This window comes from Gottfriedia sp. NPDC057948 (genome assembly GCF_042887255.1).
Lineage (GTDB): Bacteria > Bacillota > Bacilli > Bacillales > Bacillaceae_G > Gottfriedia.
Genome location: NZ_JBHVPN010000015.1, coordinates 83,853 through 107,776 on the forward strand (window position 1 = coordinate 83,853; position 23,924 = coordinate 107,776).

The following is a 23,924-nucleotide window of genomic DNA, read 5'->3' on the forward strand; positions in this document are numbered from 1 at the left end:
ATAATCCCTTTTTCTTATGCAACTAATCTAGTATTTTGTTGAAGAACAATTTCAACCACCTACTTTAACAAAGCCAAAAAGAAAAAAGATAGAAGCCCTTGCATCTATCTTTTGAGAGTTAACTTACACGAAACAATTACATATACAATAAAATCAATTATTCAAAAGAAAATCCCATAGTTTGATTCTTTTCCCAATTTTGCTTTTTTTGTTTACGTAAAATTGATCTCATTTCGTCGCATAATCGAATGATATCTACTTTTTGTTCACAGTCCCACTCAATGATGATTGAGATATATAACTCATTTAATTGAGCATAAGAGAAGTCATTTGTTGAATCGATTAGTAGCTGTAATTCTTCATTGTTTAAAATTCGATTTAATTTTTTCTTTTGTAAGTATTCAGAACGCATTTCTTTTGTTGGTTGTTTAATTTCATATGCTCGATCAAATCTACCAGAGCGATTCATTAAAGCTGGGTCGATTTTTTCAGGATAATTCGTCGTTCCAATTAAAAATAAACCTTCTTTAGAAGTTGCACCATCAATCGTGTTTAAGAATACTGAGCGAACCGATGGAGGCATACTGTCAATATCCTCGATAACTAGTACCATTGGCGTTAATTTTAACACTGAACTAAAGACCTCTTTAATTGTATAACTTGATGTGTATTCAGTTATTTGCCAATATGCAACCGGTGCGTTAATACTACTTGCAATTGATTTTACTAATGTTGTTTTTCCATTTCCTGGATTTCCATATAATAAAAATCCTCGTTTATATGGGATATCATATGTTCTAAAGAAATCTCGACTTTCATTAAAGAAATGATCTATTGATCGATATATTTCTCTTTTTAATGATTCTTCTAAAAATACATCTTCTCTATTAACCATTTTGGTAATATTTTCAATCGTTGTTTCGACACCGTCATCTGTATCTGTATAGACTGTTACATAATTTTTAATATAATCTCGTTTTCTTTTTAGTACGTATTGAAAAAAGGATGAAAGACATGAATCATTTTTAGCAAAAATCAGGTCTCTATTATATTGATTATCCGCTTCAAAGATCATCGCTTTCGATAAAGCTACTCCGTAATTAGGATAATAATATAATCCATTTTCAACCCTTGGCTTAATGATGAGTTCCAATTTTTTATCAGTGTGATTCGAAGAAATAGTTTTTGTTTCAAGCTCATTATAAATATGGCTGATTAATTGAACTTCACTCGATTCTTCTTTAAGATCTTCTTCTAGAATTTCCCAGATTTCATTTGTAGTATCCTCATCTGAATACATTTGAAAATCTACTCCAAATGTATCAATTAGCTGACTTTGAATTGTTGAAATGATCTTTCCGTAATCGTAGTAATAAGGTAATGTATTTCGTTCCATATCCCTCGAATCAAATAATACATTTATTTTTGTCATGCAATTCTCCTTTGTTTTCAAATCTTTCTTATAATTCTAAATCTATAGTTTCTATAAGTCTAGTGTTGAAAGGATTAGACTTTCATTAATTTTTATTCAAAATGATTCTTGTTCATGAAAAACACAAAAACCCCATAAGGCTCTTTAATTTACCTTGTGGGGTTTACTTAGTATGTATTAATCTTTAATCACCTACCGACTTATGCGGTGGTACTATTTTTCCTTTTCTAGAAGGATTTGAAGAATGTTTGTCTTCTTCTGTATTTATTTCTTCAGGCAAACGAGTTGGAGCTATAGGGACACTTCTTACTTCATAATTGATTACATCAGAAGAATGAAGTGTAACAATCATACTTCCGCCATATTGTTTTGCTCGAATTAGAATTGGCTGATTATATTTATTTTGAAAACGGAAGTCTGGTCCATACCAACTAACAGTAGCATCTCGTCCTGCTGGTACATAAGGTACTCGTCTACTATGGGTATATCTTTCAATAATTTTTAGACCAGCCCGATCGACTGCATTAAATAGAGTAGAGGACACTTGACATATTCCTCCTCCTACCCCTTCAGACAATTCTCCCCTTACAATGATTGGTGCACGTTTATATCCCTTTGCTCCGCTTCTCTCTCCTACTACCTTATTAAAAGAAAAAACTTCATTTGGGAAAACTACGTAATTATCAATTGCTTTTGCTGCAAGAGAAATATTATGTACTCGACTTTTATTATTCGAATTAAAGTAAGTTACATATTGTCCAATTTGTTGAATCCTAATATGAGCTAATAATTCACTATCGACTTTAGGATAAATATCTAACTCTGGTACTTCAATTTTAGAGGGTCCTTTACTATAAAAATAGGTAGTAAATTTATCCTTAAACTCTTTTTTATATAGCCTGTAACCTACCTGGCCTGGTACAATCCTACCTTGTTCATTGATTGTCGCATTTATAGGGTTACGGTAAATTTGTTGATCAAGTTTTTCAATAAATTCATTAAACTTTTTATCGTTTATCAATGGTGTACCCGGAAGTGACATTGTAAAATCTTCACGATTAACTACAGCAATTGGATGGCCCTGTTGAATCACAGTTAAGCTGTCAGGAAGTTCAACTGATTGCGTCATTAATAATAAACTAGCAAGTAATTTTTGTATCATAGTCGTATTTCACCCCAACATTAGTATGAACAAGATTCAATACTTTCATGTTTTTTCATTATAGTCATACTCGTATGCTCTTTCTTACCAATCCTTTTTTACCATAAAAATAGAGAATGACTTTTCGTCTTCTCTTAGCTATTTTTACAGTTTATTGATTATTTTCATCGATTTTAAAGTCATTGTTATTATTATTTCTATTTATTTTTGTGGTTTTCATTCTATTTATTCATCATTGGTAGCTTATTTGCAGATTACAAAATTTTATTTGCTGTTTTGACTTTTTAATTTGTAGATTTCACTTTTTTATTTGCAGTTTTAACCATTTCATTTGCACTTACATTATTTAATTGCAGTTCGAGCTTTTTTATTTGCACCCTCAATGAAGTACCAAAAAAAATACGAGTCGCTCATAAAGCAACTCGTAAATTTTTCATCTATTTAATATGTAAAATCATTCATGATGACATTTATCGTATTAAATGATTCTTCTCTTATAGGTGTACCATTGTCTTTATTTGCACTAAATGTAATTAAAGCCTTCCATAGAGCCCAGCCTCTCGCTCTATTCCAAGTATGTTCATCAAAGTTTAAACTGTTTTTAAAAACTTTTCTACTTTCATCATCGAAAAATGTCCATGCCATTGCAGCATCACATGATGGATCTCCTACTCCAAGTATTCCAAAATCAATGACTGCACATAGTTCACCATTTTTAATAAGCAAGTTTCCAGGAGCAATATCACCGTGCACCCATACTGGTTCATACTCCCATTTGGAACTTAAAGCTGTTTCCCAAATTACTGTTAGTAAATCTTTGTTAAAAATCTCTTTCGTTTGGTCAATTGAATCTCTAGTTTCTTGGTCGTAAACATCTAGGTTTCCACCTCTAAAGAAATTATGCTTTCCTGCAATCGGCCCTCCATGAGCATCAATTGACTGGAACTCCTTTAAAAATTGTCCTAAATCTATTGCAAATTGACTTAAATCACTTATATTTTCTTTATTTAAAGATTCTCCATCAATCCATTCATTGATTGTCCATGGCCAAGGATAGTATTTACTAGGACTTCCTTTTGCTAACGGTTTAGATACTGGTAAACTTAGTTTATTCGATAAAATAGGTAACCATTTATGCTCTTTTTCAACTTGAGGAACATAGCATTCTGCACTTGGTAATCTAACGCTCATTTTATCCCCTAAATGGAACGTTCTGTTATCGTTGCCACTAAATTCTACAGGCTTTATATCTAAGCTAGACCAAATTGGAAATTGTTCATTAATTAATTGTTTTACTAATTCAACAGTTATTTTATCCATCTAATCTCCCTATTTTTGCTATCAAACTAATAAATTATGTGAATTTTACTTTTGAGTAATTAATATAAATGTAACACCGAACTTGTCAGTAACGGTTCCGAATGCGGGACTAAATGGTACTGCTTCTAAAGGGGCAATAACATGTCCATCTTGTTGTAATGAATTAAAAATGCGCTTTGTTTTTTCTACGTTATCGATTGAAAGATTAATCGCAACTTCTACTTTTTTATGTTCATAATTAGGTGTATTTTGTTGAAAATCTTTGTCCATAATTGGATTCGATTGAATCGGCGCATCGAATAACATAAGGTCACTTTCTCCGATTTTTAAAATTGCATTTGCAACACTATTTTTTAATGCTTCTGGACAAGGTATTGGCATTTCACCGTATGTTTGTATATTAAGTACCTCTGCTTCAAGTTCTTTTTCATAAAAATGAACCGCTTCTTTAGCATTCCCACTCATAACAATACATGGTGTTATTTTTAACGTCATAATGTCATCTCCTTCTCTATTTCTTACTAGCTTTTACAGCTTTCTCTAATCGTGTCATGGCTTCTTCTAATGTTTTACGTGTACAAGCGTAATTCAACCTCATAAAACCATCCCCATTTATTCCAAAACCGCGACCTTCATTTAAACCTAGTTTAGCATCATTAATCATAAATTCGTTTAATTGGTCGCCTCTTAGGCCCAAACCTCTAAAATCAAGCCAGCCTAAATACGTTGCTTCTGTAACTCTCATTTTTACTTCTGGAATATTTGTTTTTAAATAATTATGTATGAAATCCGCGTTTCCTTTTAAATAAATCAATAATTCATCAAGCCATTTTTCACCTTCGTTATAAGCTGCTATAACTGCCTCAATTCCGAAAATATTTAAGTTTTCTAAACTAGAACGAGCAATTGCATGAGAAAACTCAGTAAATAAATCTTCATTTGGAATAACAGCAAGTGACGAAAATAAGCCTGCAATATTGAATGTTTTGCTTGGTGACATAAATGTAATACTCATATTAGCTGCATCTTCACTTAATGAATAAAAAGGTATATGACTACCTTTCTTGTAGACTAAATCTGCATGTATTTCATCTGCTATTACAACAATTTTATTCTTTTTACATATTTCAAATAAACCTGATAATTCCTCTTTCGTCCAGACTCTTCCAACAGGATTTGCAGGGCTACATAGAATAATCATTTTAGTTTTTGAAGTAATTTTATTTACTAGATCATCTAAATCTATATAATAATATCCATCTTCTTCAATTAAAGAATTTTCAACGATGTTTCTTCCATTATTTCGAATTGTACTGAAAAATGGAAAGTAAACTGGTGGCTGAATGATGATTTCATCACCTGGTTTTGTGAAAGCATCAATGGCCAAATTTAATGCAGGTACCACACCAGGTATATTTGTTAACCATTCTCTTTTAATGGAAGTATTATAACGTTTACTTGCCCAATTCATTGCTGATTCAAAAAATTCTTCAGGTATATGTCCATAACCATAAATAGGATGCTGAGCTCGTTTCGTTATAGCCTCTACAATCCCAGGTGCACAAGCAAAATCCATATCGGCAACCCATAAAGGTAGTACATCCGTACATCCAAATACTCGATCAACGGAGTCCCACTTTGTACTATTTGTATTTTTTCTATTATGTTCTTCATTAAAGTTAAAGTTCATATTAATCCCCCACCATTTTTCGATCATTTATGAATATGATTTTACTATTTTTATGCCAGTATATAGTTAACTAATAGTATTTTCGTAAACATAATTACTATCCAAATTATACTAATCCGCTAAAAATTTCAAACTTTAGTATTAATTTAAAAAAGTATCAAGTTCCTGGCTAAGAACAACTCTTTATTAATATGGTGGGGTTTATATGAATATCTAGCTTCAAACTTTTATTAGATATCTATATATTTAAAAATCGATCTATTTTTTTCATAAAGCTAGCAAATAATAATTAACATCAAAATGTGAATGGAGGGTCTGTAATGAAAAAAGAAGATGAATACACTGATGATATGAATCAAATATTAGAAATTATCAATGCAAAAGGTGATACTGGTGAATTACTTGAAATTGTAGACAAGTATAAACAACCTGAAAATCCAGAATGTAATCATGACATTTTTTATCAAGAACTACGAGTAATTGCTGAGGATAGTGCAAAAGAAGATTAAATACAGTAGGTTAAATGAGTAGTGGAACGATATTTGTTCCACTACTGTTACTTTTTACAAAATTGAAAATTTGAATCTTTATATGTATTACCGTTTATAAACTATATTCTTCAGTTGGAATTTTACCTTTTAAAATATCATATTCAGCTTTCATTTCACCAAATTTTTGAGGATTTCCATGGTCTGGCGCATAATCAGGGTGCCAAAGCTTTGTATATTCCCTCATTTGTTTCTTCCAAACTTCAGCGCTATCATTTGGATTGAAATACTTGAAATTATGTTTTTTATTTTTCTTGATTGAAGTAGAGTAATTTCTTAAATACTCTTCCCAAACTCTAGCCCAATCAACTATTTTCTTTTTATATTCTTTTGCTTTCTCAGCATTTTTCCTTTTTTCTTCTTTCTTCCAATCTTCCATTCTTTGACTAAAATCTTTAATCCCTTGTTTTGAGTTTTGCCATCTTAGCTCTGCATCTCTTATTTCTTGATCGGTAATTTCTTCAAATAAATTTTCATCGTTAAGAACTTCATTAATAACTTCTTCATTTTCCTTTGAATTTATATGTAGTTCATACATTTCTTCTATCATTTTTTCGATTAATTCTGCACTAGTTTTCCCTGTAAGTTGGGATAGCTTTTCCAGTTTTTCAGTGGATTCTATTTGAACCTTATGTGTTAAATAGACGTATTTGGTTTTGTTTCTCAAGCACCTCAACTCCTTAATTAAATGTTACTATACAAGGATAAATCTATATATTAAATAATGAAGTCAATCATGTTACATTCTTAAACAAACTCTTAATTTAAATAGGACTGGTCTAAAAATAGACGAATGTAAAATATTAATAAAGTAGTGAAGCTTAATGAACCTCATAAACTTTTTTTGAAAGTAACTTATTTCCACTTCAATCAGAAATCCATCCTTATTAACATGATGTTTAAATTCAAGATGTTTAAAGATTACACTGTTTTTTATTATCAACTTATTTTATTCGATATTAATCTATTGCAACCTTTCTTAATTCAATAATTATTTTTTATCAAGCTTAATAATTTTTTCGAAATTCTCACGAGAGCAAATTATTTATATAATTTCATTAAATAAATGATTTATAAGGGAGTGATTTCTATTATTAATCAATTTAAAAATATACCAACAACTTGTATTTCAGATGTAATGGATGGGCTTAATAATATGGATCCGTCCATAAAGCCTTTAAAAGAAGAATATAGATTCGCAGGTAGGGCACTGACTGTTAAAATTCCTGTTGGTGATAACTTGGCTGTATTAAAGGCAATTCGTGAAGCAAATCCAGGAGATGTCATCATAATCGATGCAAAAGGGGATCGATACCGGGCAATTGCAGGAGACTTTGTTGTTGGAATGGCACAAACAATGGGTGTTAGTGCAATAGTTGTTGATGGGGCAATCCGGGATATACGCGGTATTAAAAAATTAAATTTCCCTGTATTCTGTAAAGGAACTACCGTAGCTGCAAGTGGAAAAATTGGAGTAGGTGATATTAATATCCCAATATCATGTGGAGGTACATCAGTTAACCCAGGTGATATCATTGTTGGTGATGCAGATGGTGTAGTCGTAATCCCTCAATCGGAAGCAAAAACGATTTTAGAAAAATCACTAGATAAAATAAAAAAAGATGAACAAAGAGAAGAACAAGTATCTGGTAATATTGAAGCTATAAAATCTTATATTGATCGTATGCTTCTAAGGTAACTGATAAAAAATACAAAAAAGGTTCTAATATAGGTTCTTCGAAAAAAACCTATTAGAACCTTTTTTACTTGTCTAAAATTTTAATTTTTTCAACTGACTTTTTATAAAAGGATCAATATCCTCAGGCAATTGACTTAACTGAAAGAATTGCGCTTTTATTGACTGATTTTGATTTGGAGAAATTTCATTTTCGAAATCTCTACAAATATAACCAATTGCTACTGTATGATATTCATCTCCGCTTCCCTCAACTTTATTTATAAATTCTGCACCGGAATATACTCCAATTAATGATAAAGAATTTAACTTAAGTCCAATATCTTCTAGAATAGATCGCTTAATACATTCTTCAACCGATTCATTTAATTGTAAAATTCCACCTGGTATACCCCAATTATCTCCTCCATATTGAAGTAAGATTTCACCTTCAGAATTTAAGATAGCAACGCTTGGACGAACAATAATTAAAGGGGCATTACCAATCTTTTCTCTCATATCTTCACAATAATTCATAAAGCCTCCTAATCTAAATTAGTACCAACTAATTTTCATAGCATTAAACTCATTTTTTTTCTAAACCTTGAACTAGTTTTTTACCTTCATCCATTATTTCATTTATTAAGTTTTCTACCGATTCCTTTTTAGCTAATCTAGGACTTTGTCCTGACCAAAGTGACATAAACTCTTTATTATTTTGTACAGAGGACGCTTTTCTCATCGTTTGGGTAATCGTATTTTGAACGGGAAACTGTGGTAAATCAACTTCGAATTTTTTCATTTCGGTAATAAATTTGTTTTCAATTCCTCTTGCCCATTTCCCTGAAAATGCTCGGGTCAAAACTAACTGGTCTTCAGTAGAATTTAGTATAGCATTCTTATGTACTTCATGTGCCCCACTTTCAATACAGGTTAGAAAAGCAGTACCCATTTGAACGGCTTTCGCTCCTAAACAAAGAGACGCCATTAAGCCTCTTCCGTCCATAATTCCACCTGCTGCAATTACTGGAATACTAACCTGATCAACTACTTGTGGAATTAGCGACATTAATCCAATTAAACTTTCCTCATGATCGTTTAAGAAATTACCTCGATGTCCACCTGCTTCACTACCTTGTACGACAATTAGATCCATTCCTGATTTCTCAATTTCAATTGCTTCATTTACAGTAGTTGCTGTTCCAATCAAAATAATATTATGAAGCTTCAACTCTTTTATCATTTCCTTTGACGGTATACCGAATGTAAATGAACAAATAGGAACACCTTCTTCAATGATCACTTTTATTTGTTCGTGAAATGTATCATTATAAGAATGGAAATTTTGAACTTGTACGAGGTCATTTTTTTTTATATTTAATTCTTCATTGAAAGGTTGTAATAAATTATTGGATTTTGAAATTTCATTTTCGTTTACTCTAAAATCATTTGGGACAAATAAATTAATTCCGAAGCTTTTATTTGTTAACTTTTTTATTTCTCTAATTTGTTCACGTATTTGTGATGGAGTCATATAGCCTGCTCCGATTGTACCTAAAGCTCCACAATTTGATACTTCAGCTACAAAATCTGAGGTTGTGGTGCCACCAGCCATCGGAGCTTGAATAATTGGATATTCTATCTTTAAAAGTTCAGTTAGTTGATTTTTAAACATTCCTTTCACCTCTATTAATTTTACTTTTTTTACTCACCAAAAAAGTCCCGAATAGTCTACCAACACTATCCGGGACCTTACCGATTATTTTATTACATTCGGAGATTTTGAGGGTATATTTACGCCTAGATTTAAAAGTCCATGGCCTTCCTCAAACGTACTGTATCCGATTGGAACTGTATGACTTATTAGCAGTTCGAACAAATCTGGTTCAGTGATTTTCTCATTATTCTCAGACTCAAACTGTTGAATTAATAATGCAATTGCCCCTGATACATGTGGTGTTGCCATTGATGTTCCAGAAAGAACAGCATATTGATTAGTCGGATAAGTCGAAAGAATCTTTTCTCCCGGAGCAACTAAATCAATTTCGTTATTTGTATTACTAAAATTAGATAATCGTTTTTGAAGACTTACGGAACCTACTTCTATAACTTCATCGTAAGCACCTGGATAGCTATATTCATTGGTTGAGCCATCTCCATCACCTTCGTTACCAGCTGCACATACGACGGCTATATTTTGTTCAACCGCTCTTTGAATCGCTTCATGCAACGAAGAATCATCCTCTGGACCTCCTAATGACATTGAAATCACTCGAACAGTTTCTCCATTAGAGCCTTTCCAATTCGTCGCATAATCAATCGCTTGTACAATTGATTCAATGCTACCTTCCCCAGCACCCGTTAGTACTTTTAAAACGAGAAGTTTAGCTTTTGGAGCTACTCCTACAACCCCTTCTCCATTTTCAGAAGCTGCAATCGTTCCACATACATGTGTACCGTGACCATTATTATCTAAGAATACGTTAGGATCCCCACCGTAATCTTCAGTAAAATTAAATCCACCAATAATTCGTTCTTGTAATTCAGGGTGATCAGTCTGACAGCCAGTATCAATAACTGCTACAACCACGTCTTCCCCTTGACACCCTTTGTCCCAAATAGATTTAGCTTCAATTAAACGAACTCCAGGTGGTACTTCATTTGTACTACCTTTAATTTCTTCCAGCTTGTAAGGAATTAATCTAAATTTAGACATGCCTACCAACTCCTTTTTGGGATTTATTCATAAAGGATAAATCTTTGAGGTATAGATTAGTATTCTACATCCATCCATAATTTTCCTTTAAACTAATTCAACTTTATTTAAAATTAATTCTAAAACGGTTGGAGATTAATAGATTCACCATTTAATTAAGAAATTTTAAATCTTATTTCTCTATATAAAAAACTTTGCTAACCTTTACATCAGATTAATCTTAGCTTAAAAAAATGGATTTATAATCTAATAGTGTTAAGGCATTATTCAAACTAGGGGGAATACAATGCTTACTAATTTTTTAACTGAAATCAAATTTTGGTGGTTTGGAGAGTTACGAGAAGAAATAGAAGAAATTGAACGAATTGAATCCAAGCATACAAGAGTTCGATTTGACTCTGATATTTATGAATTAATTCGTATCCATTAGAAGAATATGAGGAAGGTTGTCTACATTTCCTATAGATAAAATCAGAACCACAAGATCATTAATTTTAACTTGTGGTTTCTTTGTTTATTCTCCAATAAAATAGTGCTCAAATGTACCATGACTTATAAGAGCATTTTTTATGTTATCAATCTATTAAATAATGTATGGGACAACATTGTATGAAATAATATTTCGATCACGATACGTTTGAGTTATTACATCACTTTTTGTACTAAGTATTCCATTTTGCAATAAAACTGGTTTAAAGCCCCTTTCGCTAGCTCCGTTATAAGTAAATAGAACACAGTGTTCTGCTGCAAATCCAGCTATTATTACTAACTCAACGTCATTTCCTTTCAAAATCTGCTCTAACTCAGTATTCCAAAATGCATTTGAATGTTCTTTTGTAACACAAATATCTTGTTCTTCAACTTTAATTTCTGGGATGAAAGAAAGTAATTCTGAATTTAGTTCCTCTGCTCCTTCGATATCTTGAACATGTATAACTAAGTGATCTTTTGATCGGATACGATCAGCAACAAAGTTTATATATTCACATGCACCTTCGACATTCAATGATTCTTTTTTATCCTCTAAAAATATTTTTTGCATATCAATGATAAGAAAAGCAATTTTCATTATTTACCCTCCATGAACTTTATATTTCTTTTAAGTTATTATTCTATTTGTTTTGTTATAGTCCTACCTTTTTTTAAAAATAAAAGAGGCACTCAATACAGTTCTTATAGATTTTGAAAAATAGAAATAAGCATTGATATAGTTATCAATGCTCCAGTGTGTAGACAAAGTACATAAAACTTGAGTTTCAGAAGAATTGGGTCTTGGTCATGAAATGCGATGGATAAAGGAATTGTAATTTGATTAGGTAGCTCATTTAAAGCTCTTATGCAAGATATAACTGTTCTTGCAACTAGGTATATTGTTGTACCGATTGCTAAATTACTACGATCAAAACCGTTTTCCTCATAAATTTCAGCAAATTGTTTAAAACTTGGACCTCCAAAGTCATCGGTCCAATTACAAGCCCAATCTTCATCACATTCTTCTAACGAATTGTATTCTTCACATATGTAAAATGCACCTTCCCAATTATGATCTAAATCATATTCAAAATAGATTGCTTTGGAATCTAGTTCAATAGCAATTTTTATTGACTGTTCAAGTCCCATTTTCAATTCTTTTATATAGTCTTTTAAATCAATTTGCCTAATTTTATTAGCCCTTTCAGTCCCCGCTAATTGATTACATATTAAAATACTTCTCTTCAAGCTCCTCAAGGTTTCTCTCTTTTAGATCTACTTGCAATTCATCTAAATGGTCAAAAATGTTCACACTATATTCCTCTAGTAGTTATTCCTTTTCGATTATTGCATCTATCTTTCTATTAAATTAGATGACGTAAAATCTTTTATTAAAACTTATTTATTTCTAGCCGAAACGAAAAAATGACAGCCCTTTAATATACGATTAGGTATGTCATTTTATCTGATTAATTTTCACTTAGTCATATACATTATTATGATTTATTGTTTAATTTTTTTATTTCTATTTGACCGCCATTGATTGGTAATTTTTTTACACTATATTTTCTTTGATCTGCATTTGGCAAAGGTAGTTTCAATATATTTATATTTTTATCGGCAATTTCTTCATTTTGAGTTTTAATCTGAATGCGTTCTTTTACATTAGTCTTTTTTAGACCAATTTGATCAAAAGCTAAAAAACTAACACCTAAGCAAATGACAATTGTAGAAACAAAAAATACAATTTTTTTCATAGTATCCTCCTAACTTATTGCTTGTCCATCCTTAAGATTAAGAGTATTTTATGAAATTTATCTCGTTATTAGAACTAGAAGTCTTTTCTTTCTAGTTAGATTTTTGAATTTCATAATCTATATTAAGTTAACATTGTATTTTTCTATTAAATCTTTAAAAGCTGGTCTTTCATTTCCATCTCTTCCAACGATATGTGTTGCTGTTACTAAAGAGTTTAAAACTGCTTCTTCTGTTGCTTCTCCTACTGCTCTAAATGTGAGATCAATATCTTCTTCATGTATTGTCGGAACCGTAATGCAATGCGCTGTTTTTTCATGAGGTATTTTTGTTGCCGTTGAAAAGCCAATAACGACTTCACCGCTTCCCGTTGTAATAATTGAGCCCGTTCTTGATAAACCGGTAACTGTTCTTTTAATAATACGATTTAGCTGCCTTTCAGATACGGGAAGGTCCGTTGCAACAATCATAATGATTGAACCCTTATCTTGTTCGTCTCGTTCCTTTAAGATATGGTCTCGCAATTTTGCTCCAACAGGTTTTCCATTTACTTTTAAATCGCTTAAAATCCCAAAGTTAGATAAGACTAAAACACCCATTGTATATGTACCATGTTCCATCTTCATAACTCGCGAAGCTGTTCCAATCCCACCTTTTAATGAATAACAAAGCATTCCAGTTCCTGCTCCAACAGTTCCTTCTTTCACATCTGTAGAAGCATTACTTAATGCCTGAAAAACGTGGTCTTTCGTAATAAATCTAGCTCGTACATCATTTAAAAGCATGTCATTACACTCGCAAATTACTGGGTTAACAGTACCTGTCGTACGACCTATTTCTGGATTATGTTCTAACATATATTCAATTAAAGCATCTGCAGCTGTCCCAATGCTTAGCGTATTTGTTAAAATAATTGGCGTTTCGATCGTTCCTAACTCATTAATCTGAATCATTCCCATCGACTTACCAAACCCATTAATAACATGCGATGCCGCGATTAACTTATCTTTAAATAGATTACCTTGATGAGGAAATATTGCTGTAACACCAGTTTGTATGTCTTGATCGCTAATCGTTACATGACCTACTGTAACTCCTTCAACATCTGTAATCGAATTTAGTTTTCCTGTTTCCAGGTACCCAATATCCACACCGTAATCTCTAATTCTTTTTTGACTCATTAGATATTCCCCCAGTTTCATATTCACCAAGTGTAGTAGCATTTAATTAAGTGATTTTAATTTCTGAACTATAAAAAGCCCTTATTCAGAGCTTTTTTGTTAAAAAATATATCAGTTACTTTCTGTTATTTTCAGTTTCTCTTGATTTTCTTTGACTTTTAAAGGGATATAAGTTAAAGAAATTAACGCTCCACTTATCATTAGTAAAATCATCAATGAAGTGACTATTAGTACGATTTTTTTTGAAAATACTTTCATCATAAGTTGAATTCTCCTTTTATGATAATCTCTTACGAATTATTTTAACAGATAACTTAGAAAATTAGATATTTACTTGATAAAAATCTCAATTACTCCCCAAGATCATCCTCAATCTAAAAATTCCTATGATTTACTTATTAGGAAATTATTACCATATGAAAAAAATGAACTATTCCCATTTTCATAACATACCCTGTATTAACCTCGTTTTCTTGGTGGCATTGGCAAACAGGTACAAATCACTTTTATCATCATGGTAAAAGTGATTTTTAAATAAAATTAATAAAAAAAACACAAGGGAAAATTTTACCCTGTGCTTTATATTACATAAATCTTTTACTTTTTTTCCATTACAGCAAAATAATTTTGCTCATCATCAGCAAAGTTAAACACTCTTCCATTTGGCATTTCAACAATTTCACCAACAGTAACATTCTTGTTCGTTAAATCACTATACATTTCATCAAGTTTATTTGTAAAAAACATTAAAGAAGGTGTACCTAGATTAAGAGATGGCTGTATTTGAGAAATTAATTCTTTATTATGAAGTACAATACTTGTTTCAGCATTTTTTGAAGGTGCAACTTCTATCCATCTCATTCCTTGACCATTATTATTATCTGAAATAATACTTAAGCCTACTTTCTCAGTCCATATGGTACCTGGATCTAGAAAAACTGTGTGCCCCTCTTCATTATTGTTTAATTCCCAAACTGTTCCTGTAAAAGTTTGGTTATCTTAGAATCAAGTTTATATCCTTTTCCATTTTGCCAATACATACTTTGCTTGTAGTCCACTTCAAATTCCTCTTTTTTACCATCTTTCTCAAGAAAAGTGAGTCTTAAATCTGTGGATTCAATTTGTTTATCCTCAATGTTTTTTAATTTAAAACCTTTTTCGATTTTATTAATTAAATCATGATCTTTATCCGCCGAATAAATAATTGTATCTATTGAAGTAACTCCAATGATACCAACAATTTCACTAATTTTACTCTCTGTATTTGATTTCATAGAACAGCCAAATAGGAATATCCAACTAAAAAAAACGATTAAAAGTTTTCTCATTAATCCTCCATTTTTTTACGATTTTCTAATAAAATTCAACATTTTACCTATTACTCCTTTTAAACCTTTATATAATAATTAAAAAGATATATTAAGCATATGAAATCAAATCTTTTTAGTAAAATTCTCCTATCAAAGTGCACTAAAAAAAGAGTTACTCTTGCAACTCTTTTTAGTAAAACAACATTGATTAATAATCATAAAATTACTGATTAAATTTATCTAGCGTATAATCATAATTGATTTCAATAAGTCCATCATTTAACGCAGTAAGAAATCCATTTACAGACTCAACTAATACCTCCGTATTAATATATTCTGTCGGTTCAAACATTTGCCACACCGAATAAATACCCCACTTGTTATCTCCTTTATATAGGAAATTCATAAGATCTTCATTTCGATTAATCGATTCATAATTCATGTTATCTCTTGATCCATTTTGAACCTTTTGAACCCATTCACTTAATTGACTCGCAAACTCAGTAAGATTTAAATTCGAATCATGAAAAAATAAAGTTTCATTTAAATAGATATTTAATGAACCATCTATATATTTTCCAGTATTGGCAACGTAAGCCGGTTCTGTAGGTATATAATCATTTAATATAAACAAGAATTTTAAATTCATAAAATTCTCCTTTCGTGTTTAGTTCAATCTTTAATTATGTATTTTAGTACTTATTTTCTATTGTTTCCTATTTTTGGTATTTCCCTCAATATTATTTTTCTTTTTTAACTTTATTTTAGATTCTTTAATTATCAAACTTTAATATTAGCATTCGTGTTTATCTATAAATATTCAGAAATTCGCACAAGAACTACTCATTTTGTTTGTCCTCGATGTAGCAGTCGCTTTTAATTATCAAAATTAAATTTTGCTTTAGCTTTTAAAACCGGTAAAGTAAATGTACGGCTCGTTACATGTCCCGTTTGTGGTCATAGAGATCGAATGCCAATTATAGATGATTAAATTACGATATTATTTTCGCTGCCATTATGAGGTACTAATTTATAGTTTATTAATTAGAAATAAGAGGAAACCTTATAATTAAAATGGTTTCCTCTTATTTCCTTATTTTTTTAATATAAATTAGAAAGGAATTATTTTAAATGCAAGAACTAATCGATGAATTAACTTTATTATTATTATATTTAACAGCATTTGAAGAAAACACGGTATTAGGTGAAACTACACTCCGAAGTTGGAAAGGCTATCCTTTCGATACATTAAATAATTTATCGAATAATAATCTCATATTTTTTAGTAATCGTGCTAAATCAGTTTACTTAACAGAAGATGGGATAAAATTAGCAAACAAATTATTGCAGAAATATACTATTCAAAAATGATAATTTTAGAATCTAGATCAAGGTTACTCACAATAATTTTCGCATTGTATCAAGTAATCATTCTTTAAAATGTCCGTTGCTTTTTTTATATTTGATACGGTTAAAAAAAGACTATCTTTTTCTCCTATAAAGAATGATTTCACACCAACCTTACACCATAAACTACCGTAAATTTTACTAAATACTCCTGGAATACCAGGGGGAATATTTAATAGTGCGAAAATAGTTTCTTCTTTAGATTTCACATTAAATGATTCAAGTATTTCTCTAACTACTTTTAAATCATGTTTAACTTGTGATTCAGTTGTACCTGGTACAAGTCTAACGAAATTTTTGTTTTCACCACTTTTTGTCAGCAATATTCCAACTATATTTACTGATTCTTTAGCTATATCTTTTAAAATACAACTTAAGGTTTCATCATTTACCATAAAAGTAAATTGGGTTCTATATTCAAGATCGAATTGTAACTGATCGACTTTACGGCTATTAAAGCGATTCAAATTCTCCACATCCTTAATTTTTTTGTATTTATAAAGTATGTGAAAAAAAATAAATTGTTTTTAGTTGAAGATTAATGCACATCTTATCTATTTTAAATTATCTCTAAATAAAAAATCCCCATATAACTGACAGTAAATTCTATCCTAACTGTCAGTTATTTGAGGTTAAATGTAAAATAGATATTTTTTATACTTTAGAACTCAAAAAAGAGATATCTTTTCCTCTTAACTAAATTTAAACCTGAGCTCTAACAATGTAACGCGAAAAAGTAATCGGCAATCCTACATTAGTTGCATTTTGTTCAAATATTCGACTTACTTCTAATAAATTATTTTCTATTATATCTTTTAATAGTGATTGTTTTTGGCCGAAGCATCTTAGTTTTAAAACATCAAGTGGCGTATGTAAAAATTCAAAACTATTAATAACTTGTATTTCTACACTTTCAAACTTACTTAATTCAACTCTTTGTTTTATCGTTTTTAAAATTAGATTCTCACTATTAATTGATTCAAAAAGATTAGGAAATAATTTTGGCAATTCAGTTCCTAATTCATCACCAGGATGAAGTCCTAGGATTGTACCTCCTTTTTTTACTACTCTTTTAAGTTCTTGATAAGCTGATGTAGGTCCTTTTCGGTTATATGCACAATCAAACTGTTCCGATTCAAAAGGTAATTCATTTTTTGTACTGCCAACTATAAAAGACACATTTGGTTTTTTCGATTCATTTCCACTTTTAATAAAATCAGTTGTAAGATCAAACCCTACAATTTCTTTTGCTTTTTCACTACATTTAATCGTAAATTCTCCATGTCCACACCCTACATCTAGAACAGTTTTGTTATAAATCATTCCAAATACTTCATTAATAAAAATTAACTCCGCATTCGGCTCAGTAATTGTTGAATTCCAAGGATATGTGTATTCCCCGTATAATTTGCCTATTTGTTCGTACCATATTTGTGAATGTGGTGTTACCCAATCTTTATGTAATGTGGGATCGATTAATTTCATAAATATTAATACTCCTTTATTCATTTTCAGAATAAATAACATTCCTCACATGAGAAGAAATCCCTTCTTAAAATGAGTAAAAAAACCATTTGACTTATTGATTGATTCGATAAATTTCGCGCGCTATTGATTCAATAATATAAACCACTGGAACTTGAGTAGTAATATTTGCCTCTTCAAAATACTCTTCTGTTACATAATAGGGTATATTTAGATCAGAAATTTTTGCTATTGTTGCTAATTTGTTGTTCGTTATACTAATAATCTTACAACCTTCTTGTTTAAGTAAATTCAGATGATTTACTGTGAAAATAGTTTCTCCAGAGACTGACAAAGCGATTGCTATACTATTTTTTGTTAATTTTGAATGGATCGGAAAATGTGGGTCCTTTATATAAAGTGAAAATTTTCCTAAACTTGAAAAGTACCTCGAGCCATATTCAGCAAGAATACCTGAGCTACCTATTCCAATAAAAATTATATTTTCAGCTTTGTTTATTTCAATAGCAGCCTCTTTCACTTTATCTTCTAAATCCCCTTTTAAAGATCTCTCAAAAAATTCCACTAGTGTATGTTGTGCGCTTTTTACAAAGGTTCGTTTCTCCGCTTCCAAATACATTTTTAACTTTACTTTAAATTCAGAAAAGCCGTCGCAATTTAGTTTCCGACAAAAGCGTAATATTGTTGAAGTTGAAACATGGGTTTCATCAGCAATTTCACGTATACGCATATAAGCGACTTTTTCCATATTTTGTGAAATGTAATTATATAAAGATAACTCTAACTCATTAAAAGACGCGATTTGATCAATTGAAAACATTTTAATTAGTTCTCCTTTTATAGCTAGCTACTAAATATATTTAATCCATTTTATTATCTTAACATACAAAATAAAAAACACAGCGTTACATTTATGAAACATTTTTTAACTTTTGTGAATAGGAACTAGATTCCATTCACTTATTTACTAACATCTCCGTTAACGTTATGATTCGTTTATATTCTCATTAATTAAAAATATGGATTTAAGTAAACAACTAAAAAGAAATTAGGAGGTAATAAAATGAATCAGTTTAAGTTTCCTAAAGATTTTTTATGGGGTGGCGCTACTGCTGCTAATCAAATGGAAGGCGGATTTTATGAAGGAAATAAAGGTTTAAATATAGCCGATGTTCTTCCAGGAGGAAAGGAAAGACTGAACATATTACAGTCTCCTGGATTTAATTTTGAGATTGATCGTTCAAAGTATAATTATCCTAACCACGAAGGAATCGACTTCTATCACCGATATAAAGAAGATATTGCTTTATTTGCAGAAATGGGTTTTAAAGTTTTCCGAATGTCTATTGCTTGGACAAGAATCTTTCCAAATGGAAATGAATTAGTAGCAAATGAAGAAGGATTGGCTTTCTATGACCGTGTTTTTGACGAACTACACAAATACGGCATTGAACCAGTTGTTACAATTTCACACTATGAAATGCCAGTAAATCTTGTAAAACAATATGGCGGTTGGAGAAATCGAGAAGTAGTAACCTTCTTTGAAAGATATGTGAACGCAATCTTCAATCGTTATAAAAACAAAGTAAAATATTGGATGACTTTTAATGAAATTAATAGTGGATTAATTATGCCAATTATGGGTCTTGGTTTTTCGATCAAAGAAGAAAAAGATAAATACCAACCAACATTTCAGGCTTTTCATCATCAATTTGTTGCAAGTAGTATTGCTGTCAAAGCATGTCATGAAATCATTCCAGATTCTCAAATTGGATGTATGATTTTATATGCTCCGGTTTATTCATTTGATTCGAATCCTAACAACGTAATGTATGCCCTTGAAGAAGAGCGCTTTTTTAATTACTTCTGTGCAGACATTCAGGTTCGTGGCGAATATCCGTCATTTATTAAACGCTTCTTTAAAGAAAACAATATTAATATTGAAATGCAAGATGGGGATTTAGAATTAATTAAAGAAGGCACTGTTGACTATATTGGGTTTAGTTATTATATGTCTAGAACAGAGAAAAAGGAAAAATCTGACTTAGAAAGCTCTCAAGGAAATCTGATTGGCGGAGTTAAAAATCCTTTCCTAAAAGCTAGTGACTGGGGCTGGGAAATTGATCCAGTAGGTTTACGCATTAGTTTAAATCAATTGTATGACCGATACCAAGTGCCATTATTTGTTGTAGAAAATGGTCTAGGTGCATATGACAAAGTAGAAGATGACGGATCAATTAATGATTATTATCGAATTGATTATTTACGTGAGCATATTAATGCTATGGGAGAAGCAATTCAAGATGGCGTAAAATTGATGGGTTATACTAGCTGGGGTTGTATTGATCTTGTAAGTGCATCATCAGGTGAGTTCTCAAAACGTTATGGCTTCATTTATGTCGATAAACATGACGACGGTAGTGGAACATTAGAACGAAAGAAGAAAAAATCATTTTTCTGGTACAAAGACGTAATTGTCTCAAATGGAGAAAAACGATAATTAAGAAGAAAAAGGAACTTCAGCTAATTTGAAGTTCCTTTATTCATATTATAAATCACATACATTTTTTGGGACTTCTAACCATTATTCATTTTCTATTCTCACCACTAATTTTCCATCTTTATAAATTGTTAAGTAAACCGTATCACCGACTTTCAAGGCAGGGTGAGAATTTTTGTCTATTATTTCTTTGGCAGTAAATCCGTATTTCTCAGAATCATCACAAACAATTTGATACTGATTTTTATTATCTGTTTTTGGAAGTTCGAGAACTTCACAAACATTAGTTTTTAAATTTGAATCTACGTTCATTAATTCTTGTTTATTAACTAGTGTAATGATTCTTTGTGATTTAGGAATTTTGATAATAATGGGATGTGCTTTAGCGTGTTTAAAATTAATAATAGAAATAGATATGATAATTCCGAGGGTTATAACAAAGGTACCTAAAATTATTCCTGCTGTCTTCAATTTTTCAATTTTATCTCTCTCCAAATTAAAGTACACCTCATCTTTTTAGTATCTATATTCCCTAAAACTAAATGAAATCCTTCTTTCAATTTCATGTAAAAAAAGGCCTTTTACATTGTTAAATGTAAAAAGCCTTTATCTTTTATAATGATTTTAAACGCTCGATTCGTTTTTCTAATGGTGGGTGCGTTGAGAATAATCTTGCGAATTTCTCTTTTCCGCTAATTTTAAAAGCTGCAATCGATTTTTGACGATCATCAACTAATCTAATATTACGACTTAATGATTCTAAAGCATGAATCATGTTATCTTTTCCACCAAGTTCTGCCGCATAACTGTCTGCCTTAAACTCTCTTTTTCTTGAATGCCAGAAAATAATTGGACTACTTAAAATACTAAATACAATCTCAAATACTACTGAACAAAGAAAATAAACTACATAAGATAACTCTTCTCTTACAAAATTTGAAACAATTTTTGCAACTAAACGGGAGAAGAAAATGACAAAAGTGTTAATTATACCTTGTAATAAAGTTGTAGTAACCATATCTCCATTTTTTATATGAGCAATTTCGTGTGCTAAAACACCACTAATCGCAGGACGATCCATTGTCTCAATCATTCCACTAGAAACAGCTACTAAAGATCGTCTTTTACTAGGTCCTGTAGCAAAAGCATTAACCTCAACTGAATCATATACGCCCACCTGTGGCATCTTCTTTAAACCAGCAAGTTTTGCTAAACGATAAGTCTCTTCTAATACAAAATTTAAACGATCAATTTGTGAAGAACGAGGATCAATTAATTTAACACCCATTACCCATTTGGCCATTATACGAGAGAATAATAATGAAATAATCGCTCCACTAAAACCTACAATTACACTAAATGCAAGCAGTGCCCAGTATCCCCCATTACCAATATAACGTGGTACGCCTAATAATGTTGTAATCGTTGTAATTGTAATTAACACTAAAATATTAACAAAAATAAAGAAAGAAATACGTTTAAACAAAATCGTTCCTCCCTAACTAATTACTTGAAAGACTATTATAGTTAACTTTTATTCTTAAATATTGAGTCTAATTTCTTATACAATTCAAGAACATAATAATTTTTTAAACTTATATTCATTCTACTATATAAACCGAAATTTGTTATAGTAGATTTCTCAAATTTTAAGACTTATGAAAGTTTGCTAGATTTTCTCCAAATTAAAGTAAAGAATAGGATTAAGATCCCTACTGAAAATCCAATAATTTGATCTATTAAAAATTCACCCGTTTTCATTAAATGAATGATAAAAGTCCCACCAAAAATAATGATGATTAGTATTGATAGTTGGAGCATATAATTATTAATTTTCATCTTTTCACCTCCACTTCTTTATATATACCATTTCCCCTTTTCGAGCCATTAGTATTACATTACGATTTTCCCACCTAATAATACAAACCAAAAGAACTATGAAAATTCATTACAAATGTCATCTTCTTTAGCTATTTTAAACATATTTGAAAAAAATGACAAATGGACAACTTCTACAATCATAGGATTAATTGATTAAGACTTTGAAAAAAATGATTCGGGAGGGACGGTATTGATTAGAAAATGGCTTGCTGTTTTAATTTTAACCTGTCTTATGTTTGTGGGAATTGGTATCAAACCTAGCCAGGCAGCTACATCTCAATTCATTATAATTAATAAATCAACAAATCAATTAGCTTACTATGAAAATGGTAAACTCTACAAAGTTTTTAAAGTAGCCACTGGTAAAAGTCCAACTCTGACGCCAGAAGGTAAATTTAAAATTGTAAATAAGATTGTGAATAGACCTTACTATAAAGGTCACATTCCTGGCGGGGATCCTAGAAATCCACTCGGAAACCGTTGGCTTGGATTAAATGCTCGTGGTACATGGGGAACTACATATGCCATCCACGGTAACAATAACCCAAGTTCGATTGGAAAATACGTCAGTCATGGCTGTGTTAGAATGTATGATAATGAAGTAGAGTGGCTCTTTAATAGAGTAAAATTGAGCACACCTGTAGTCATTACAACTTCAAGTAAATCATTTAACTCAATAGCAAATGCAAATGGATATAAAGTAACAAGTAGTAGTGGTGGTTCAAATGCCGTTATCCCAACTGGAACTGTATTAAAAAAGGGAAATCGTGGAGCTACAGTTAAAAAGCTTCAACAAAAACTTACATCACTCGGATATAGTACAAAAGGTATAGATGGTATATTTGGAAACAATACAGACCAAGCCGTGCGCAAATTTCAAAAAGACCGGCATTTAAAAGTAGACGGAATTGTAGGACCTGCTACGATTAAAGCGCTTGGCGGTTTATAGGTTCGACTATTAATAGAGGATCTTCCTCTATTTTTTTATATTCAAGTTATAAATTATCATAATTCCCACCTTAAAAATTACAAAATCATGCTACTACTTGGAATGGCACGTGTTTTATTTATTAATGGAGGCTCAAAAGGGCATATCAATCCTACGATTGCAGTTGTAGAAGAGCTTATTTCACGAGGTGAAGAGGTTGTCTACTTTTCGATAGAGTCTTTTCGAGATCGAATTGAAAAGACTGGGGCTACAATGCGGTCAATTGATGAACAAAAATTTATTAAAACCTTTCTCTCAGGTGGTCGTACCCATTTGCTAGAAAGATTCAATGGTCTATTACATACAGCAGAAATCGAATACCTAGTGTTCTTGAAAAAATTAAGGGAGAAGATTTCTAACCAAAAATAGACTGACACTGTCATTCTAAGTATTTATAAAAATT

The 23,924-nt window shown here is 30.9% G+C and carries 28 protein-coding genes and 1 pseudogene; 7 read left to right on the forward strand and 22 right to left on the reverse strand.

The window, feature by feature from the left end:
- Positions 1 to 157: 157 nt before the first annotated feature.
- The 5 genes from ACFVRR_RS18810 to ACFVRR_RS18830 form a co-directional block, all read right to left on the reverse strand.
- Positions 158 to 1,432: an ATP-binding protein gene (locus ACFVRR_RS18810; RefSeq protein WP_387331644.1), complete on the reverse strand. Its 1,275-nt coding sequence runs from the start codon at positions 1,430 to 1,432 to the stop codon at positions 158 to 160.
- Positions 1,433 to 1,616: 184 nt separating this feature from the next.
- Positions 1,617 to 2,594, reverse strand: coding sequence for a VanW family protein (locus ACFVRR_RS18815; protein ID WP_387331646.1), 978 nt, complete (start codon positions 2,592 to 2,594; stop codon positions 1,617 to 1,619).
- 441 nt (positions 2,595 to 3,035) lie between these two features.
- Positions 3,036 to 3,914 carry an aminoglycoside phosphotransferase family protein gene (locus ACFVRR_RS18820; RefSeq protein ID WP_387331648.1) on the reverse strand — a complete coding sequence of 293 codons (879 nt, stop codon included), beginning with the start codon at positions 3,912 to 3,914 and terminating at the stop codon, positions 3,036 to 3,038.
- Between the two features lie 45 nt (positions 3,915 to 3,959).
- The gene (locus tag ACFVRR_RS18825; protein WP_387331650.1) at positions 3,960 to 4,409 is read right to left on the reverse strand and encodes a VOC family protein; all 450 of its coding nucleotides are present in this window, start codon (positions 4,407 to 4,409) and stop codon (positions 3,960 to 3,962) included.
- Between the two features lie 16 nt (positions 4,410 to 4,425).
- Entirely contained in the window at positions 4,426 to 5,604 is a 1,179-nt protein-coding gene (locus ACFVRR_RS18830) for a MalY/PatB family protein (RefSeq protein ID WP_387331652.1), read from the reverse strand.
- Between the two features lie 320 nt (positions 5,605 to 5,924).
- Here ACFVRR_RS18830 and ACFVRR_RS18835 point away from each other — a divergent pair, with 320 nt between their 5' ends.
- Positions 5,925 to 6,113 (forward strand): hypothetical protein, encoded by a 189-nt coding sequence (locus ACFVRR_RS18835; RefSeq protein ID WP_387331654.1) that lies wholly within the window; start codon positions 5,925 to 5,927, stop codon positions 6,111 to 6,113.
- Positions 6,114 to 6,207: 94 nt separating this feature from the next.
- Here ACFVRR_RS18835 and ACFVRR_RS18840 read toward each other — a convergent pair whose 3' ends face one another.
- On the reverse strand, positions 6,208 to 6,819 hold the full coding sequence (locus ACFVRR_RS18840) for a hypothetical protein (protein ID WP_387331656.1): 612 nt from the start codon (positions 6,817 to 6,819) through the stop codon (positions 6,208 to 6,210).
- 414 nt (positions 6,820 to 7,233) lie between these two features.
- On the opposite strand from ACFVRR_RS18840, the gene ACFVRR_RS18845 reads away from it, so the two are divergent.
- Positions 7,234 to 7,851, forward strand: a complete 618-nt coding sequence (locus ACFVRR_RS18845) for an RraA family protein (RefSeq protein WP_387331658.1) — start codon at positions 7,234 to 7,236, stop codon at positions 7,849 to 7,851.
- A 72-nt stretch (positions 7,852 to 7,923) separates the two neighbouring features.
- On the opposite strand, the gene ACFVRR_RS18850 is transcribed toward ACFVRR_RS18845, so the two are convergent.
- The 3 genes from ACFVRR_RS18850 to ACFVRR_RS18860 all read right to left on the reverse strand — a co-directional run bounded on the left by ACFVRR_RS18850 (position 7,924) and on the right by ACFVRR_RS18860 (position 10,543).
- Positions 7,924 to 8,364: an NUDIX domain-containing protein gene (locus tag ACFVRR_RS18850; RefSeq protein WP_387331660.1), complete on the reverse strand. Its 441-nt coding sequence runs from the start codon at positions 8,362 to 8,364 to the stop codon at positions 7,924 to 7,926.
- Between the two features lie 49 nt (positions 8,365 to 8,413).
- Complete coding sequence (locus ACFVRR_RS18855) at positions 8,414 to 9,502, reverse strand: NAD(P)H-dependent flavin oxidoreductase (RefSeq protein ID WP_387331662.1); 1,089 nt, start codon at positions 9,500 to 9,502, stop codon at positions 8,414 to 8,416.
- Positions 9,503 to 9,586: 84 nt separating this feature from the next.
- Positions 9,587 to 10,543 carry a S8 family peptidase gene (locus ACFVRR_RS18860; RefSeq protein ID WP_387331664.1) on the reverse strand — a complete coding sequence of 319 codons (957 nt, stop codon included), beginning with the start codon at positions 10,541 to 10,543 and terminating at the stop codon, positions 9,587 to 9,589.
- Between the two features lie 286 nt (positions 10,544 to 10,829).
- Between ACFVRR_RS18860 and ACFVRR_RS18865 the strand changes: the two genes are divergently transcribed.
- Positions 10,830 to 10,973, forward strand: a complete 144-nt coding sequence (locus tag ACFVRR_RS18865) for a hypothetical protein (RefSeq protein ID WP_175403504.1) — start codon at positions 10,830 to 10,832, stop codon at positions 10,971 to 10,973.
- 153 nt (positions 10,974 to 11,126) lie between these two features.
- On the opposite strand, the gene ACFVRR_RS18870 is transcribed toward ACFVRR_RS18865, so the two are convergent.
- From ACFVRR_RS18870 to ACFVRR_RS18900, 7 genes are all read right to left on the reverse strand, one after another.
- Positions 11,127 to 11,612, reverse strand: a complete 486-nt coding sequence (locus ACFVRR_RS18870) for a cysteine hydrolase family protein (RefSeq protein WP_387331666.1) — start codon at positions 11,610 to 11,612, stop codon at positions 11,127 to 11,129.
- 104 nt (positions 11,613 to 11,716) lie between these two features.
- Positions 11,717 to 12,262: a hypothetical protein gene (locus ACFVRR_RS18875; protein ID WP_387331668.1), complete on the reverse strand. Its 546-nt coding sequence runs from the start codon at positions 12,260 to 12,262 to the stop codon at positions 11,717 to 11,719.
- A gap of 248 nt (positions 12,263 to 12,510) precedes the next feature.
- On the reverse strand, positions 12,511 to 12,771 hold the full coding sequence (locus ACFVRR_RS18880) for a hypothetical protein (RefSeq protein ID WP_387331670.1): 261 nt from the start codon (positions 12,769 to 12,771) through the stop codon (positions 12,511 to 12,513).
- Between the two features lie 117 nt (positions 12,772 to 12,888).
- Complete coding sequence (locus ACFVRR_RS18885) at positions 12,889 to 13,950, reverse strand: DmpA family aminopeptidase (RefSeq protein WP_387331672.1); 1,062 nt, start codon at positions 13,948 to 13,950, stop codon at positions 12,889 to 12,891.
- 597 nt (positions 13,951 to 14,547) lie between these two features.
- A complete protein-coding gene (locus tag ACFVRR_RS18890) occupies positions 14,548 to 14,868 on the reverse strand; it encodes a VOC family protein (protein WP_387331742.1) in 321 nt (106 codons plus the stop codon).
- Positions 14,869 to 14,912: 44 nt separating this feature from the next.
- A complete protein-coding gene (locus tag ACFVRR_RS18895; RefSeq protein WP_387331674.1) occupies positions 14,913 to 15,278 on the reverse strand; it encodes a hypothetical protein in 366 nt (121 codons plus the stop codon).
- Positions 15,279 to 15,483: 205 nt separating this feature from the next.
- Positions 15,484 to 15,909: a DUF7878 domain-containing protein gene (locus ACFVRR_RS18900; RefSeq protein ID WP_387331676.1), complete on the reverse strand. Its 426-nt coding sequence runs from the start codon at positions 15,907 to 15,909 to the stop codon at positions 15,484 to 15,486.
- Between the two features lie 482 nt (positions 15,910 to 16,391).
- Between ACFVRR_RS18900 and ACFVRR_RS18905 the strand changes: the two genes are divergently transcribed.
- Positions 16,392 to 16,631, forward strand: a complete 240-nt coding sequence (locus tag ACFVRR_RS18905) for a DUF6429 family protein (RefSeq protein ID WP_387331678.1) — start codon at positions 16,392 to 16,394, stop codon at positions 16,629 to 16,631.
- Between the two features lie 23 nt (positions 16,632 to 16,654).
- Here ACFVRR_RS18905 and ACFVRR_RS18910 read toward each other — a convergent pair whose 3' ends face one another.
- The 3 genes from ACFVRR_RS18910 to ACFVRR_RS18920 all read right to left on the reverse strand — a co-directional run bounded on the left by ACFVRR_RS18910 (position 16,655) and on the right by ACFVRR_RS18920 (position 18,972).
- Entirely contained in the window at positions 16,655 to 17,134 is a 480-nt protein-coding gene (locus tag ACFVRR_RS18910) for a hypothetical protein (protein ID WP_387331680.1), read from the reverse strand.
- A gap of 235 nt (positions 17,135 to 17,369) precedes the next feature.
- A complete protein-coding gene (locus tag ACFVRR_RS18915) occupies positions 17,370 to 18,152 on the reverse strand; it encodes a methyltransferase domain-containing protein (RefSeq protein ID WP_387331682.1) in 783 nt (260 codons plus the stop codon).
- A gap of 94 nt (positions 18,153 to 18,246) precedes the next feature.
- Positions 18,247 to 18,972: a MurR/RpiR family transcriptional regulator gene (locus ACFVRR_RS18920; RefSeq protein ID WP_387331683.1), complete on the reverse strand. Its 726-nt coding sequence runs from the start codon at positions 18,970 to 18,972 to the stop codon at positions 18,247 to 18,249.
- Between the two features lie 243 nt (positions 18,973 to 19,215).
- Between ACFVRR_RS18920 and ACFVRR_RS18925 the strand changes: the two genes are divergently transcribed.
- Positions 19,216 to 20,652, forward strand: a complete 1,437-nt coding sequence (locus ACFVRR_RS18925; protein WP_387331685.1) for a glycoside hydrolase family 1 protein — start codon at positions 19,216 to 19,218, stop codon at positions 20,650 to 20,652.
- An 84-nt stretch (positions 20,653 to 20,736) separates the two neighbouring features.
- Here ACFVRR_RS18925 and ACFVRR_RS18930 read toward each other — a convergent pair whose 3' ends face one another.
- The 3 genes from ACFVRR_RS18930 to ACFVRR_RS18940 all read right to left on the reverse strand — a co-directional run bounded on the left by ACFVRR_RS18930 (position 20,737) and on the right by ACFVRR_RS18940 (position 22,491).
- Positions 20,737 to 21,147: a hypothetical protein gene (locus tag ACFVRR_RS18930; protein WP_387331687.1), complete on the reverse strand. Its 411-nt coding sequence runs from the start codon at positions 21,145 to 21,147 to the stop codon at positions 20,737 to 20,739.
- Positions 21,148 to 21,265: 118 nt separating this feature from the next.
- Positions 21,266 to 22,138 carry a protease HtpX gene (gene htpX / locus ACFVRR_RS18935; protein ID WP_387331689.1) on the reverse strand — a complete coding sequence of 291 codons (873 nt, stop codon included), beginning with the start codon at positions 22,136 to 22,138 and terminating at the stop codon, positions 21,266 to 21,268.
- Between the two features lie 170 nt (positions 22,139 to 22,308).
- Positions 22,309 to 22,491 (reverse strand): hypothetical protein, encoded by a 183-nt coding sequence (locus ACFVRR_RS18940; protein ID WP_387331691.1) that lies wholly within the window; start codon positions 22,489 to 22,491, stop codon positions 22,309 to 22,311.
- 232 nt (positions 22,492 to 22,723) lie between these two features.
- Here ACFVRR_RS18940 and ACFVRR_RS18945 point away from each other — a divergent pair, with 232 nt between their 5' ends.
- Both ACFVRR_RS18945 and ACFVRR_RS18950 read left to right on the forward strand, forming a co-directional pair.
- Positions 22,724 to 23,482: a L,D-transpeptidase family protein gene (locus ACFVRR_RS18945; protein ID WP_387331693.1), complete on the forward strand. Its 759-nt coding sequence runs from the start codon at positions 22,724 to 22,726 to the stop codon at positions 23,480 to 23,482.
- 102 nt (positions 23,483 to 23,584) lie between these two features.
- Positions 23,585 to 23,877, forward strand: a pseudogene (locus tag ACFVRR_RS18950) (glycosyltransferase); the annotation flags it as partial.
- Positions 23,878 to 23,924 lie beyond the last annotated feature (47 nt).

Coding starts and splice junctions, on each gene's coding strand:
- ACFVRR_RS18885 (WP_387331672.1), bottom strand. CDS start 13,950: ATGAGTCAAAAAAGAATTAGAGATTACGGTGTGGATATTGGGTACCTG.
- ACFVRR_RS18925 (WP_387331685.1), top strand. CDS start 19,216: ATGAATCAGTTTAAGTTTCCTAAAGATTTTTTATGGGGTGGCGCTACT.
- ACFVRR_RS18855 (WP_387331662.1), bottom strand. CDS start 9,502: ATGTTTAAAAATCAACTAACTGAACTTTTAAAGATAGAATATCCAATT.
- ACFVRR_RS18880 (WP_387331670.1), bottom strand. CDS start 12,771: ATGAAAAAAATTGTATTTTTTGTTTCTACAATTGTCATTTGCTTAGGT.
- ACFVRR_RS18810 (WP_387331644.1), bottom strand. CDS start 1,432: ATGACAAAAATAAATGTATTATTTGATTCGAGGGATATGGAACGAAAT.
- ACFVRR_RS18895 (WP_387331674.1), bottom strand. CDS start 15,278: ATGAGAAAACTTTTAATCGTTTTTTTTAGTTGGATATTCCTATTTGGC.
- ACFVRR_RS18860 (WP_387331664.1), bottom strand. CDS start 10,543: ATGTCTAAATTTAGATTAATTCCTTACAAGCTGGAAGAAATTAAAGGT.
- ACFVRR_RS18900 (WP_387331676.1), bottom strand. CDS start 15,909: ATGAATTTAAAATTCTTGTTTATATTAAATGATTATATACCTACAGAA.
- ACFVRR_RS18850 (WP_387331660.1), bottom strand. CDS start 8,364: ATGAATTATTGTGAAGATATGAGAGAAAAGATTGGTAATGCCCCTTTA.
- ACFVRR_RS18915 (WP_387331682.1), bottom strand. CDS start 18,152: ATGAAATTAATCGATCCCACATTACATAAAGATTGGGTAACACCACAT.
- ACFVRR_RS18905 (WP_387331678.1), top strand. CDS start 16,392: ATGCAAGAACTAATCGATGAATTAACTTTATTATTATTATATTTAACA.
- ACFVRR_RS18830 (WP_387331652.1), bottom strand. CDS start 5,604: ATGAACTTTAACTTTAATGAAGAACATAATAGAAAAAATACAAATAGT.
- ACFVRR_RS18865 (WP_175403504.1), top strand. CDS start 10,830: ATGCTTACTAATTTTTTAACTGAAATCAAATTTTGGTGGTTTGGAGAG.
- ACFVRR_RS18940 (WP_387331691.1), bottom strand. CDS start 22,491: ATGAAAATTAATAATTATATGCTCCAACTATCAATACTAATCATCATT.
- ACFVRR_RS18920 (WP_387331683.1), bottom strand. CDS start 18,972: ATGTTTTCAATTGATCAAATCGCGTCTTTTAATGAGTTAGAGTTATCT.
- ACFVRR_RS18815 (WP_387331646.1), bottom strand. CDS start 2,594: ATGATACAAAAATTACTTGCTAGTTTATTATTAATGACGCAATCAGTT.
- ACFVRR_RS18825 (WP_387331650.1), bottom strand. CDS start 4,409: ATGACGTTAAAAATAACACCATGTATTGTTATGAGTGGGAATGCTAAA.
- ACFVRR_RS18870 (WP_387331666.1), bottom strand. CDS start 11,612: ATGAAAATTGCTTTTCTTATCATTGATATGCAAAAAATATTTTTAGAG.
- ACFVRR_RS18820 (WP_387331648.1), bottom strand. CDS start 3,914: ATGGATAAAATAACTGTTGAATTAGTAAAACAATTAATTAATGAACAA.
- ACFVRR_RS18835 (WP_387331654.1), top strand. CDS start 5,925: ATGAAAAAAGAAGATGAATACACTGATGATATGAATCAAATATTAGAA.